Here is a 14,243-nt window from a genome sequence, read left to right on the forward strand (position 1 = left end):
GAATGCCGGAGGTCCGACGCGGCCGAATCAGGGTGCGGCACGGCGGAAGCGGGGCGGCGCCGCCACTCATGACGCCGCACCCCGCGCGATCGGCAATTCGATGGGGGCGGGCGAGGTCTCCTGGGCGAACCACTCGACGCGACCACCGCTGGGGCGCAGCTCGACACGTCCGCGCCGCGGCATGCCCGCACGGTGCCGCGCCTCGACCTCGAGGCTCAGCGAGCGGAGGCGGCCGTGGCCGGTGCCGAGACCGACGTATCCGGCGATGCGGGCGTCCAGGCGCAGGGTGGGGTTGGGCCAGTCGCCGTCGGTGACCACCAGGGTGGCGCCCTTGTTGCGGGCGCGGGCGGCGAGCACGCGGGTGCGCGCAGGCGGCACGGCGACGCCGTCGAGACCGAGTACGACCAGGTCGAGACCGTCCAGCAGCACCGCCGCCACCTCGATCGGATCGGGCCCCGGATCGGCGATCACGGCCAGCCGCGCGAGTTCGGCGCCCATCTCCGCGGCGGCGAGCAGCCCGAACCTCGGTACCCCGACTACCGCGGCGTGCCCGCCGTGCTCGGTCACCGCGGCGAGCAGACCGGCGAGCAGCGAGCGCGCACCCGTGTAGGCGACCACGGAACCCTTGCCGAGACCACCCTCCGGCAACAATTCCGCAAGGGCATCGGGCACCGGGAGCGCCTCGCGGCGCATGTCCTCGGCGAACGGCACCCGCGCGGCCGCCGACTCGCCGCGTCCCGGGATGGCGGCCATCCGATTGCGCAGCTCGGCCAGCTTCTGTTGTCTCTCTGTCTCCCCCACCCGCACGTCCGAACCCATCACAACCACCTACTTCCCACGATGGACTCCGAGGCGAAGCGAGCGGACCGACCCCACCTCCACACGGAGGAACGGGAGCCAGCACCGATCCAGCTATCGATCTCTTATCGAATATACGTTCGATAGGCCTACAGTAGAAACCCACCCCCGGAATCCCGTCAAGAGCACTCGCGCGCTCCCACTTGTCGGCATAAGAAGCGCGGCGACGCAGGGATATTCGGATACCCTGCACACCATGATCGATCGCCCCCGTCCCATCGTCGGCCCCGACTATTTGGTCGCAGGCCGCTACCGCCTCCAGTCCAAGCTGGGCGGCGGCGGCATGGGCGCGGTGTGGCTGGCCCACGACCGGCTGCTCGACCGGGACGTCGCCATCAAGCAGGTCCTCTCCACGGCCGGGCTGCCCGAGGCCGAGGCCACCGAGGTGCGCAACCGGATCATGCACGAGGGCCGGGTGGCGGCGAAGCTCTCGCACGACCACGCCATCGCCGTCTACGACGTTGTGCTGGAGGCGGGCGAGCCCTGGCTGGTGATGGAGCATCTACCCTCGCGCAACGTGGCGCGCGCGCTGGCGCTGGTCGACACGCTGCCGGTGATCGAGGTCGCGCAGATCGGCGCCCAGGTCGCCGACGCACTGGCCGCCGCGCACGCCGCGGGCATCACCCACCGCGACATCAAGCCGGGCAACATTCTCGTCGCCGATCGCGGCCCCGGTGTCGGCATGGCCAAACTCAGCGACTTCGGCATCTCCCGCGGCGCGGGCGAGATCGACGACCCGGACGGGATCATCATCGGCACCCCCGCCTACCTCCCGCCGGAAGTGGCGCGCGGCATGCAGCCGACCGAGGCCAGCGACGTGTTCTCGCTAGGCGCCACGCTGTACACCGCGATCGAGGGCCAGCCGCCGTTCGGCCTGCACGAGGACAGCGACGTCCTGGTGGAGCGCGCCGCGATGGCCCAGATCATTCCGCCCTCGCGCAGCGGCATCCTCACCAACGCCCTGCTGCACATGATGGAACCCGCGCCGCAGCGCAGGCCGACGATGGCCGAGGCGCGGGACGAAATCCTCACCGCCGCTTTCGGTCCCGGCACCGGGCCCTACATTCTCGGCGCCCCCGTGCGCACCGAGGACGGCACCATTCCGGCTTGGGCGGCCCGGAACTCGGCCTCCGGCCTGCGCAGCCCCCACTCGGCCCCGCTCCCCCGCCCGCACCGCAGCGCACCCGGCGTGGGCGTCGCCGCGACGGCCATGCCGCAACGCGCGGCCAAGCCGCAGCCGAGCAACGCCCCGTTGGCCATCGCCATCGGCCTCTTCATCGGCATGCTCATCATCATCGGGATCATCGTCATCGCGATGTAGGCGAAACCTCCGCATTCGCTCCGGCTATGCGCGTTCTGCGAAATCCCGCATCCGTCCGGGCCGTGCGTGTCGTGCACACCTCCATCCGCCCCGGTCGAGCGGGGCGAACGGACTCGTCGACGGCCTCGCAACGGGTTCACACGCCACGCAGGATGCGAGCTTGTGGAACATTCATGCGGACTAGTCGATGCGGCGGCGGTGCGCCCAGCGGGTGAGGGCGTTGCGGTTGGACTGCTGGGTTTTACGCAGCACGTTGGAGGCGTGGGTCTCCACGGTCTTCACCGAGATGAAGAGGTTCTCGGCGATCTCGCGGTAGGTGTAGCCGCGAGCGAGCAGGCGCAGCACCTCGAGTTCGCGGGGAGTCAGCGAGTCCAGTTCCGGGTCGAGCGGGGGTTCGGGGACCGGTGACCGGCCGGTGAACGAGTCGAGCACGAATCCGGCGAGCCGCGGGCTGAAGACGGCGTCGCCGCCCGCGACCCTGCGGATGCCGTCGGCGAGTTCGGCGCCGGAGATTGTCTTGGTGACGTAGCCGCGTGCGCCCGCGCGGATCACCGCGATCACGTCCTCGGCGGCGTCGGACACGCTGAGCGCCAAGCAGACCGGGCCGTCCTCGATACCGGACAGCACCGCGACGCCGCCGCCGTCGGGCATGTGCACGTCGAGCAGCACCACGTCCGGGCGGGTGGACTTGATCCCCGCGATGGCCTCGGCCACGCCGCCCGCCTCGCCGACCACCTCCATATCGGCCTCCCGGCTCAGCTCCGCGCGCACACCCGAACGGAACACGGCGTGATCGTCGACGAGAAAGACCCGCACGCTCACCTGCTTCTCCTCACCTTTCGGTGGAGCAACCCACCCTGACTGCGCCGACCCGCAGGCCGCCCGCATCTCATCGGTACCACAAGCGGACCCGCGACGGCGTGTCCGCCGCTGAACTCAGCTCCCAACGAACCGGGGACGGCGCGAGCTATTCCAGAGCGCGAGGGCCCGCGGACCCTTCACCACTACTTTCCCGACCGCACCGACTGCCGGATGCGCTCGGTCGGCTGATCACCGGTCGCACCGGGAGCGGTATCCGGCTCGGCCCCCTCGGGCGCACCGGAATCGCTGCGCGGCATGAAGATCCGCACCTCGGTACCGCGCCCGGGCGTGGACAGGATCTCCACTTGGCCGCCGCGCCGTTCGACCCGGCCGCGGATGGATTTGGCGAGACCCTGCCGGTCCTGCGGCACCGCGGCGACGTCGAACCCCGCGCCGCGGTCGCGCACGAAGACGCTCACCTGGTGCGGTTCCACCTCGGCGAACAGGTCGATGGTCGGCACGCCCGCGTGCTTGGCGGCGTTCACCATCGCCTCCCTGCTCGCGCCGAGCAGCGCGGTGAAATGTTCCTTGGGCAGACCGTTTCCGCAGTCGTCGAGATCCATCGAGACGTCGCCGACCGTCACGGGGGTCACCTTGACGCCGTGTTGGTCCTCCACCTCGCCCGCGATGGTGCGCAGCGCCGCGGCCAGGCTCGACTGCGCGGGACCGGAATCCTCGAACAGCCACTTGCGCAGCTCCCGCTCCTGGCTGCGCGCCAGCCGCGCCACCTCCTGCGGGTCGTGCGCTTGGCGCTGGATGAGGGCCAGCGTCTGCAAGACGGAATCGTGCAGGTGCGAGGCGATCTCCTCGCGTTCCTCGTTCCGGATCCGGGCCGCGCGCTCGGTGTTCAGCGCGCGCATCATGCGCAGCCACAGCGGGACGGTGAGCAGACCGGCGCCGATCAGGGTGACCGCCACCGCGATCAGCGCGGAACCGAGCGCGCTCAAGTCGATCCTGGCCAGCACCACGACGCCGAGCCCGAGCACCACCATGGTGGCGCCCGCAACGACCCGCGCCCAGGTGACCACCGAGGGATGCGCGGGCAGACCGAGCAACGAGCGTGGGCCGTCGGTGTCGTATTCGCGCCAGACCAGCGCGGCGCCGACCGCGACGACGACGATCGGCACGATCACCTTCGCCGCGACGGTGCCGTTCATCAGCCACGAGACCGCCACCGAGAGACCGAGCCCGAGCAGCGCGAGACCGATCGCCTGGCGTCGCTCGGTGCCGCTCGGTTTGGCCGAGTCGGCGCCGCTCGGTGTGAAGATCCACAGCAGGCCGTAGGCGACGATGCCCGCCCCCGCCAGCGCGGAGAGCAGCACGAACGCCATCCGCACCTTGAACACGTCGAGCCCGAGGTGATCGGCGAGACCACCCGCCACACCGCCGACGATCCGACCGCCTGACCGGCGCACCAGCCGCAGCTGCGGATGCCTGCCGAGATCGAGCACCGGGGCGGGACCGACGCGCCCCGGACCGTAGCCGCGGACGGCGTCGAACCCCGGCGCGGCCCCGAAGCCCGGCGCGGGAGCGCCGCGGGCAGCGTCGAACGCGGGACCGGTGGGGTGCATGCCTTCGATACTGGCACGCTCCCCCATCCCCGGCCATCAGGAATCACCCTGATCTTGCCCTCCTCCCCGAGGGGGCGGGCGAAACTGTCCGGTCCGGACAAAGAACCTTACTGAGCTGCGAAGACACAAGTACCCGCCGGGCCATTCCCGCAGTCCGGTACCGGTCGGCGACAACCCTCACCACACCGGACCGGAAAACCCGCGTCGACGCCGCGACCAGCGCTTTCCCGCTCACCACCGGCTCGCGGCGCTAGGCCGGGGCATCCTCCGCCTCATACCTTTCCGTTGGGTCGCCGAAGACCCCGGTCACCACCGGGATCACCCGGTTCGACACCACCCGCATTCCGGCGGGAAGCAAGCACTTCGGGGAGGAACACATGAAGCACATGGCGGTACTGACGGCGGCGTTCTCAGCTGCGGTCCTGGTTGTCTGCATGGTCTTGACGGGGAGTCCGTTCGCCGGGGCGGCGACGATGGCGCCGCACGAGAAGACGGTCGAGGGGCCGAACGGATTCCGGTTCACCGTCGGGCACTCAGGTCAGGCCTTTCATCCGGTCCCGCCGCTGAACGGCATGCCGACCAACCGGGAGGTGTTCCTCGACGACACGTTCTACGGACGGGTCGAAGCGGGCGGGACCGGCACCTTGAAGGCCGGATACCTGGTCGCCTGCGCGGTCGATCTGACCGTCGGCATCGATCTCGGCGCCGCGATCGGCTTCGAAGCGGGGATCCGGGTCGGCGGCTCCAGCAGCGGCGACTCGGCCTCGTCGAGCGTGGACGCGGGCCTCGGCCCGGATCTGCACGTCGGCGCGAGCATCGATCTCTCGATCGTGCCGGGAAAGGTCCAGCCCTTCGAGGTCGGTACCAAGGAGCTGCCGCCCGGCAGCACCGGCTACTTCGTCAGCCGCGATTTCCACGTCTCGGTGCAGGATTGCGGCGGTCCGCTGACCATCCGCTCGTACACGATCGTCGAGGCGGAATCGCCGGAGGTCAGCGGCCGCGAAGCGGTCTACGGCGATCCGATCTTCCTGTGAGGTCGAAATGGCAGACGGTGCGCGATGCGGCGCACCGCCTGCGCCGACGTCGGAAAGCTGGGCGGCGGGTAGATTGTCTCTGTGTTCGTACCGCCCAGATGTTTCCGTGGGCACGCGTGACAGGGGACGCGCCGCGGGGGGAAACCAGTTCGCCACGAGCTGTTTTCGCTGAACGATTCGCCGATCTGTATGCCGCCGCGGGAAACCCGACGCTGCGCAGGGTCGCCGCCCAGGCGGAGAACCGGATGCGGGCCGCCGCGGCGGGGCGAATCCCGCCTCCGCCCAGCGGATCAGCGACTGGAAGGCGGGCCGAAATGTGCCCGCCCGCTTCGAATCCCTGCTGCCGGTGGTGCTGACGCTCATCGACCTCGCCAAGAAACGCGGCGCGACGCTGCCCGCGAAGCTCGCGGACCCGCAGGAATGGAAGCGGCTGTGGACCGCGTCGAACTCCTGGACGCCCGACGACGCCGACAACGCCGCGTGCCCGTACCTCGGCCTGGAGTCCTATCGAAACACCGACAGCGACGTCTTCTTCGGACGCCAACGGGCGACCCGAGAACTCACGGAACTAGTGCGAAACACCATGCGCGACGGCGGCGATATCGTCACGCTCATCGGCGCGTCCGGAGCCGGTAAGTCATCGCTGCTCGCGGCGGGGCTGGCGACCGAACTCGCACGGAGACAAACCAACTGGCGCATCGTCACAGTGACACCCGGTGCACATCCAATGGACGCCCTGGCGAAATCCCTTGGCGCACTGGACGCGGAACGCACCGACGCCGCATCGGCGACCTGGCCCACCGACGGTCCGCGCCTGCTGATCATCGACCAATTCGAAGAACTGTTCACCGTCTGCGCCGACGAACGGGAGCGCGACGAGTTCCTGGCGCTGCTCGACCAACACGCCACGCAGACCGACCCGGTCGCCGTCGTACTTGCCCTGCGCGCCGACTTCTACGCCCGCTGCCTCGACTACCCGGTCCTGCAAAAGTCTCTGGAGAAGCGCAGTTACCTGCTCGGCCCCATGCGCGTCGACGAACTGACCGAGGCCATCACCGGCCCCGCCGAACGCGCCGGACTGAAACTCGAAGCCGGACTCGAAGAACTCGTCATCACGGAACTCTGCGGCCTCGGCGACCATCGGACCCGCCAGAGCTACGACCCCGGAGCCCTACCGCTGCTCTCCCACGTCATGGCCGCCACCTGGCAGCACCGCGAGGGACGCAAACTGACCATCGCCGGGTACCGCGCGGCGGGTGGTGTCGTCGGCTCCGTCGCCGCCACCGCGGAACAGGCGTGGAGCGAACTGTCCGATCCGCAGCAGTCGGCCGCGAAGGATGTCCTGCTCGGACTCGTTACCGTGGCGCGCGACTCCCGCGACACCCGGCGCATCGCGGCGCGCCCCGCGCTCCAACGGCGCAGCACCGACCCGCTCGCCGCCGCGGCCGCACTGGAACTGCTCGCCCGCACCCGCCTGGTGACGCTCGACGCCGACTCGGTATTCCTCACCCACGAAATCGTGCTGGACGCCTGGCCCAGGCTGCGCGCCTGGATCGATGAGAACCGGGTCGGATATCTGGTGCGGCAACGGGTGGAAGCCGATGCGGTCGAATGGAATTCGATGAACCGGGACCCGGCTCTGCTGTATCGGGGCTCCCGGCTCGAGACCGCGCTCGAGCACTCGGCGGCATCGGACGGGATCGTCCGCGATTTCCTGCACGCCTCGCGCGCATCGCGCGGACGGTCCCGCCGACGCACCACGCTGACCAGAATCGGCTTGGCGCTGGCAGGGGTAGTGCTCCTGGTACTCGGCCTGACTGCTTATACCCAGACTCAATTCGGGCAGCGGCAGCGCGAAGAGAAAAATTTCGCGGCTGTCATGCGGGAGGCGGAGCGGCTGCGCAGTACCGATCCTTCGCTGTCGGCGCAGCTCTACCTCGTCGCGGAGCGGATGCGGCCCGGCGACGCGACCGTGTGGACCCATCTGCTCGGTACGCAGGATCAGTCGCTCGCGACCGCCGTCCCGGCACACGGTGGCGGCTACGTCGAGGTGGCTCAGCAGCCAGGAAATGCTCTGCTGGCTTCGGTCGACGACGAAGAGATCGCATACCTCTGGGACAACAGCAATCCACAGCACCCCCGCAAGCTGGTACAACTCCCCGGCGAGGTCTCGACGGCGGTATTCAGCGCAAATCGTCGCGTCATGGCCACCAGCGGCAGCGTGGGTTCACGGCTGTGGGACATCACCGTGCCCGATGCACCGCGGGTGCTGGCCGAATTGCCGAAGGCCGGTGCGAGATCGCACGGGGTCATGAGCTTCAGCGCGGACGGCGATCTTCTCGCCACGGTGAACGCCGACACCGTTACGTTGTGGAATGTCGCTGATCCCGGCCGACCTCGAGCCGGTGCGACATTCCGCGCCGGACATGACGTCAACGTCGAAGTGCGGTTCAGCCCCACCGACCCGGTACTGGCCGTGCTGACGAACAATCGGCTCCTGAGCGCACAGCCCTCGGGGCGGATTCAGCTATGGAAAGTCGAGGGTCTCGATCGCGCCGTGCCGTTGGGACCGCCGATCGACGCCACGACGGTCCTGACCGACCTGGATTTCAGCTCCGACGGCCGAATTCTGGCCGTCGGCGGCGGGGACGGCTCACTGCGGGAGGACGGGCAGGTGAACCGGGGAACGGTACAGCTGTGGCGAATCGAACGAGACGCCCCACCCACGCCGCTCGGCATACCGCTGACGGTCGGCAAATCCGCTCTCTGGTCGGTGGCCTTCAGTCCCGACAGCTCAATCCTCGCGGCCGCCACCTCCGAGCACGCCTCGCTCTGGAATACGGCAGATCCGGCCCGGCCCATGCTCATCGATGAGCGGCTGACGACGAGCCCTACGACCTGCCGGTTCTCGAACGACATGGCGATGCCCTGCCGGAGCGGCCCCACCAGCCTCGCCTTCGGTCCGGACGGGCGAACCCTCGCCGCGGGTGGCTGGGACGGCAACTTACGTGTCTGGTCGATACCACCCGCGCTGGTGGCCGGCCCGCCGGCGAAGACGTCGTTCCCGCGGTTCGACGCGGCAGGACATCGCGCTATCGTCGCCGCAGGGGGGAACACCATCGAGATCTGGGATACCCGAAATCCGCTGCGGTGGCGACTGCTCGGTCGCTTCGCGCATCGCCCCGGCGACTATCTGTATGAAGTGAGCCCGGACGGAGCGACCCTGGTGACCGCTTCATCCGAGGGCCAGTTCACGGCATACGACATATCCGATCCAGCGAAGGTGCGCCTTCGGGGCGACTGGGCGACGAGCCTGGGCGACGCCGAGTACTTGGCCCTCCGGCCTGACTGGCGGATCGCGGTGACGTCGCACGACGACTCGCTGCGAGTATGGAGCCTCGAGGATCCCGCACACCCCACACCGCTCGGCGCGGAAATACCGCTGGCCAAGGCTCTAGACATCGTATTCAGCAGCGATGGCGGGATCCTTGCGGTCCGCAGGCTGGCGTCGGATAGTGACGTCGTCCGGCAACCTGTCACGTTGTGGGACTTCGCCGACCCGCTACGTCCAGCTCCGTTCGGTGACGAACTTCCCGAGATATCCGGCGGCATCAACACGGTCAGGTACGCCCCCGACGGCCGCACGATGATCTTGGTCAACAGCGAGAGGATGCAGGTGTGGGACATCGGTGACCGCACCCGAATCCGACCGATCAGCTCGCCGATCATCGCGGACAACCTCTCGGTCGGCCGGATCTCCTTCACGCCGGATTCCCGCCGGGCCGTCATCACCGGTGAGGATCGGCGGATCACGCTGTGGGACTTGACCGATCGCACCCATCCGCAGCAGATCGGCGACCAACTGACACCGCCGCGCGAAGACGACGACTGGACCGCCCAATTCCTCCCCCACGGCAACCACCTCGTCCTCTCCGGCGGCGGCCTCCGCGTCTGGGATCTCGACGTCTCCCACTCCATCGACCGTATCTGCGACGTCACCGGCTCCCTACTCACCGAAGACCTCTGGCAACGCCACCTCCCCCAACTCCCCTACCAACCCCCCTGTTCCTGAATCAGACTCTCTTACAGGAACTTTCCAAGTATTCCTTCAGCAACCCCGACCATGCTGAAAGCGACCACGGGGGCAGTCCGTGGTCGCCCCGGGTAGGGAGCCCGGGTGTGGAACGAGGGGGATACCCGCATGAATGGGAAGTCTGGGCTGGCCGCTGTCGCGATCGCGATGGGTGCCCTCGCGGGGCTCGCATCGCAGGCGGCGGCGGTCGATCTCGCACCGCACGAGAAGACGTACTCCGCCCCGGGCGGGCTGGAATTCACGGTGGGCCACAGCGAGCACGCGGCACGGCCGGTGGGGTCGTTGAACGGAATGCCGACCAATCGAGACGTCTTCCTGGACAACACCTTCTACGGCCAGGTCTCGGACGGGACGGGTCATCTGAAGACCGGATACTTCGTCGCCTGCGCCGTCGATCTGAAGGCGAAACTCGACCTCGGGGCGGAGGTCGGCATCGACGCGGACGCGAGCGCGCACCTGGGTTTGTCGCCGGAGTCGCTGCTGCCCGGGGTGGACGTGAGCGTCGGACCGTATCTGAGCGCGGGGATCGGCGTCGATCTCTCGATCACTCCGGGCAAGGTCGTCGACGTGCCCGTCGGCGAGAAGGAACTGCTGCCGGGCAGCACGGGGTACGTGTTCAGCCGGGACCGGCGCGTCCACGTCGAGGACTGCGCGGGCCCGCTGACTGTGCAGGCCTACGCGATCATCACCGTGGAAACGGCGGACGTGACCGCGGAGGGTGCGGTGTTCGGGGATCCGTTCACGATGTGAGCGCCCTGATCCACCAGGATCAGGTTGTTTTTTCAGGGTTCCCCCCGATGCGCCGCGCCGCTGGTCAGCCGCACCATGGGAAGCATGACGAGAACAACCTTCGGCGATCAGCTGCAGCAGATGTGGCAGACGCGGCCCGTCCGGTTGCCGCGCCAGGGCCCGGTCGCGGGCGTCGCGGCCGGGTTCGGGCAGCGCTACAACGTCGACCCGGTGCTGGTGCGGGTCGCGTTCGTGGTGTCCACCCTGTTCGGCGGCGCGGGCATCGTGCTGTACCTGCTCGCCTGGCTGCTGCTGAACGAGTCCGGGGACCAGTCCTCGGCCGCCGAATCGCTGTTCGGCAAGGGGCAAAGCTCGCAGTCGCACACGAAGACCGTGGTGCTGGTCGTGGCGCTGGCCATCGCGGTCACAACGGTCGGTCCGATCGGCGTCGGACTGGCCGGTTCCGGGATGATCAGCCTGGCTCTGATGCTGGCGGGCTGGTGGATGCTGTTCATGCGCTGCCCGCAGCCGCCGCCGGGCACCAGCATGGTCGACGGCGGCTACGCCGACGGCCTCTTCGCGACCGGTTACCCCGGAGCCGCCTTCCCGACGGGGCCGCTGCGCGCGCCCGGCTACCCGATCCCGGACGTCGGGCCGGTGTACAGCCCGTACACCAAGCTGCCGGACGCGTACGTTCCCGACGCGCCGCGCGAGACGGAGGCGGAAACCGTGCTGGACAAGGACGTCGACCGACCCACCGAGGTGATCGACACGAAAACCGAAGTGCTCGAAGCGCGGACCTCGTCACCGCAGCCGGGCACCGAGGACGCCACGCCGATCTCGCTCGAGAAGACCGGCGGTGAGCCGAAGACCCTCGCCCAACCGAAGGCACCCGCCAACCCGAAGACTCCCGCGGACCTGCCCGCCCGCGCACCATCACACCCGACTCCCGCCGCCTTCCCCGGCGTGACCCCGCCCTCCTGGGATCCGCTCGGCGTCGCGCCGCTGGCCTGGGACCTGCCCGAACCGACGCCCGCCCCCGCCGTAGTCGCACCACCACCGAAGCGTCCCCGATCCCGGCTGACCCCGGTCGTGCTCGGCCTGGCCATCCTGGCCGCGGCGGGTGCGGGCGCGATCGCCGCCGCGGGCGCGGAATGGATGACCCCCGGCCGCATCGCCGCCGTCGCCCTCGCCGTGATCGGCCTCGGCTTGGTGCTCGGCGCGTTCCTGCGGCGCGGCTACGGTCTGCTGGTGGTCACCGCTCCGCTCGCCGGTTTCGTCCTGCTCGCCTCGATGATCGGTCCCATCGAATTCGACCGGGGTGCCATGGGCGACCACGTCTGGACCCCCGCGACGATGGCCGAGCTGCAACCGGACTACAAGATCTCGATGGGCGCGGGCACCCTCGACCTGCGGTCGCTGAACCTGACCGAGAACCGGGCCGTGAACGTCGGCGTGCAGATGGGCGAGGTCCGCATCCTGGTGCCCGAGGGCATGACCCTCCGCACCGACTGCACCGTCAACATGGGCGACAACCAGTGCCCGGAGGGCATCACCGGACCGAACACCCCGGGCGCCCCGGTACTCGACCTGAACGTGGACATCCAGATGGGCAGCGTGGAGGTGCAGCGTGGCTGAGCAGACCCAACCCAACGGCACGACCGAGGGACGCGGACCGTCGGCTTCCCTGCTGATCGTCGGCCTGCTCGCCCTCGCGGTGAGCGTCTGGGGCTTCATCGGCCCCGCCGCGACGGCCAGCGGCGCGATCTCCTTCGGCTGGATCGTCGTCGTCGCCGCCATCGTCGTCGGCGTCCTGCTCGTCATCTCCCCGCGCAAGCGCCGCTAGCGCGATGGTCAGACAGGAGAACCCCATGGCGCGAGACCAATTCGACGACGACGCGACGGATCCGGCGCCGCACCAGGGCACGCCCGTCGCGCGGGTGGTGCCGATCACTCCGGCCAGAACCTACATCGGTGGCGGCTCGCTACTCGGCCACGTCGTCCTCGGCCACGGCTGGAGCCGCGCCAAGACAGACTGAATCCCCGGAAAACGACGGCCCCCGCACACCGTGTGCGGGGGCCGTCGTTCTCGGGATCACTCCCACTCGATGGTGCCCGGCGGCTTGCTGGTGACATCGAGGACGACGCGGTTGACCTCGGCGACCTCGTTGGTGATGCGGGTCGAGATGCGCTCCAACACCTCGTAGGGCAGGCGGGTCCAGTCGGCCGTCATGGCGTCCTCGCTGGAGACCGGACGCAGCACGATCGGGTGACCGTAGGTGCGGCCGTCGCCCTGCACGCCGACGCTGCGGACGTCGGCCAGCAGCACCACCGGGCACTGCCAGATCTGACGGTCCAGCCCGGCGGCGGTGAGCTCCTCGCGGGCGATGGCGTCGGCCTGCCGCAGCGTATCGAGACGATCACCGGTGACCTCGCCGACGATGCGAATGGCCAGGCCCGGCCCCGGGAAGGGCTGGCGGGCAACGATTTCCTCGGGCAGGCCGAGCTCGCGGCCGACCGCGCGGACCTCGTCCTTGAACAGCAGCCGCAGCGGCTCGACCAGATCGAACTCCAGGTCCTCCGGCAGACCGCCGACATTGTGGTGCGACTTGATGTTCGCCGTGCCGCTGCCGCCGCCCGACTCCACCACGTCCGGGTACAGGGTGCCCTGCACCAGGAACTCGACCTTGGGCGTCTCGCCGTCCTCGGCGCCGTGTTCGGCGACGACCTCGCTCACCGCGTCCTCGAAGGAGCGGATGAACTCGCGGCCGATGATCTTGCGCTTCTCCTCGGGATCGGTGACGCCCTTCAGCTCGCCGAGGAACTTGTCCACCGCGTCGACGGTGACCAGCTTGGCGCCGGTCGCGGCGACGAAATCCTGCTGCACCTGCTCGCGTTCGCCGGAGCGCAGCAGGCCGTGATCGACGAAGACACAGGTCAGCCGGTCGCCGATGGCGCGCTGCACGAGCGCGGCCGCGACCGCGCTGTCCACGCCGCCGGACAGACCGCAGATCGCGTGTCCGTCGCCGACCTGCTCGCGGACCTGCTCGATCAGCGCGTCGGCGATATTGGCGGGCGTCCAAGCGGCCGGAATGCCCGCGAGTTCGTGCAGGAAGCGGCTGAGCACCTGCTGACCGTGCGGCGAATGCAGCACTTCGGGGTGATACTGCACGCCCGCCAGGCGACGGGCCCGGTCCTCGAACGCGGCGACCGGGGCGCCCGCGGTGGTGCCGGTGACCTCGAAGCCCTCCGGGGCGTCGGTGACCGCGTCGCCGTGGCTCATCCACACCGGCTGGATGGTGGGCAGACCGCCGTGCAGCAGACCGCCGTCGATGTTCAGCTCGGTGCGGCCGTACTCGCGGGTGCCGGTGTGCGCGACCGTGCCGCCCAGCGCCTGGGCCATCGCCTGAAAGCCGTAGCAGATGCCGAAGACCGGCAGCTCCAGATCGAACAGCCGGGGATCCAGCTGCGGCGCGCCCTCGGTGTACACACTCGCCGGACCGCCGGACAGAATCACCGCGAGCGGGTTCTTGTCCGCGATCTCCTCGACGGTGGTGGTATGCGGAATCACCTCGGAGTACACACTCGCCTCGCGCACCCGCCGGGCGATCAGCTGAGCGTATTGGGCACCGAAGTCGACGACGAGGACCGGTCTCTGGGATTCTGCCACGGCCACAGTCTAGTGAGCCGGGTGCGCGCCCGAACCAACGGGCATGCCCCTGTGCAGGCACGTTGTCTCCGCGGGCACCGGGCGCTCCCGGCATCCCCCGGCTATC

General features: G+C 69.4%; 11 protein-coding genes. 7 read left to right on the plus strand and 4 right to left on the minus strand.

Features of this window, described 5'->3' with window-relative positions:
• Positions 1–66: 66 nt before the first annotated feature.
• Positions 67–819, minus strand: coding sequence for a hypothetical protein (locus AB0H49_RS14460; RefSeq protein WP_357251296.1), 753 nt, complete (start codon positions 817–819; stop codon positions 67–69).
• A gap of 235 nt (positions 820–1,054) precedes the next feature.
• On the opposite strand from AB0H49_RS14460, the gene AB0H49_RS14465 reads away from it, so the two are divergent.
• A complete protein-coding gene (locus tag AB0H49_RS14465; RefSeq protein ID WP_355000048.1) occupies positions 1,055–2,179 on the plus strand; it encodes a serine/threonine-protein kinase in 1,125 nt (374 codons plus the stop codon).
• 180 nt (positions 2,180–2,359) lie between these two features.
• On the opposite strand, the gene AB0H49_RS14470 is transcribed toward AB0H49_RS14465, so the two are convergent.
• Both AB0H49_RS14470 and AB0H49_RS14475 read right to left on the minus strand, forming a co-directional pair.
• Entirely contained in the window at positions 2,360–2,995 is a 636-nt protein-coding gene (locus AB0H49_RS14470) for a response regulator transcription factor (RefSeq protein ID WP_067785130.1), read from the minus strand.
• Positions 2,996–3,183: 188 nt separating this feature from the next.
• Positions 3,184–4,611 carry a PspC domain-containing protein gene (locus AB0H49_RS14475; RefSeq protein ID WP_357251301.1) on the minus strand — a complete coding sequence of 476 codons (1,428 nt, stop codon included), beginning with the start codon at positions 4,609–4,611 and terminating at the stop codon, positions 3,184–3,186.
• Positions 4,612–4,988: 377 nt separating this feature from the next.
• On the opposite strand from AB0H49_RS14475, the gene AB0H49_RS14480 reads away from it, so the two are divergent.
• The 6 genes from AB0H49_RS14480 to AB0H49_RS14505 all read left to right on the plus strand — a co-directional run bounded on the left by AB0H49_RS14480 (position 4,989) and on the right by AB0H49_RS14505 (position 12,506).
• Positions 4,989–5,645, plus strand: a complete 657-nt coding sequence (locus AB0H49_RS14480; RefSeq protein WP_357251304.1) for an MspA family porin — start codon at positions 4,989–4,991, stop codon at positions 5,643–5,645.
• 316 nt (positions 5,646–5,961) lie between these two features.
• Entirely contained in the window at positions 5,962–9,717 is a 3,756-nt protein-coding gene (locus AB0H49_RS14485; protein ID WP_357251307.1) for an AAA family ATPase, read from the plus strand.
• Positions 9,718–9,846: 129 nt separating this feature from the next.
• Positions 9,847–10,488 carry an MspA family porin gene (locus AB0H49_RS14490; RefSeq protein ID WP_357251310.1) on the plus strand — a complete coding sequence of 214 codons (642 nt, stop codon included), beginning with the start codon at positions 9,847–9,849 and terminating at the stop codon, positions 10,486–10,488.
• Positions 10,489–10,563: 75 nt separating this feature from the next.
• Positions 10,564–12,105, plus strand: a complete 1,542-nt coding sequence (locus AB0H49_RS14495) for a PspC domain-containing protein (RefSeq protein ID WP_357251313.1) — start codon at positions 10,564–10,566, stop codon at positions 12,103–12,105.
• On the plus strand, positions 12,098–12,313 hold the full coding sequence (locus AB0H49_RS14500; RefSeq protein ID WP_355000054.1) for a hypothetical protein: 216 nt from the start codon (positions 12,098–12,100) through the stop codon (positions 12,311–12,313). Before AB0H49_RS14495 ends, AB0H49_RS14500 begins: the two co-directional genes overlap by 8 nt.
• A gap of 25 nt (positions 12,314–12,338) precedes the next feature.
• Positions 12,339–12,506 carry a hypothetical protein gene (locus AB0H49_RS14505; protein WP_355000055.1) on the plus strand — a complete coding sequence of 56 codons (168 nt, stop codon included), beginning with the start codon at positions 12,339–12,341 and terminating at the stop codon, positions 12,504–12,506.
• 56 nt (positions 12,507–12,562) lie between these two features.
• Here AB0H49_RS14505 and guaA read toward each other — a convergent pair whose 3' ends face one another.
• Positions 12,563–14,143 (minus strand): glutamine-hydrolyzing GMP synthase, encoded by a 1,581-nt coding sequence (guaA, locus tag AB0H49_RS14510; RefSeq protein WP_355000056.1) that lies wholly within the window; start codon positions 14,141–14,143, stop codon positions 12,563–12,565.
• Positions 14,144–14,243: the final 100 nt, after the last annotated feature.

The sequence above is a fragment of the Nocardia sp. NPDC050713 genome, from assembly GCF_040654315.1.
In the GTDB taxonomy this organism is placed as follows: domain Bacteria; phylum Actinomycetota; class Actinomycetes; order Mycobacteriales; family Mycobacteriaceae; genus Nocardia.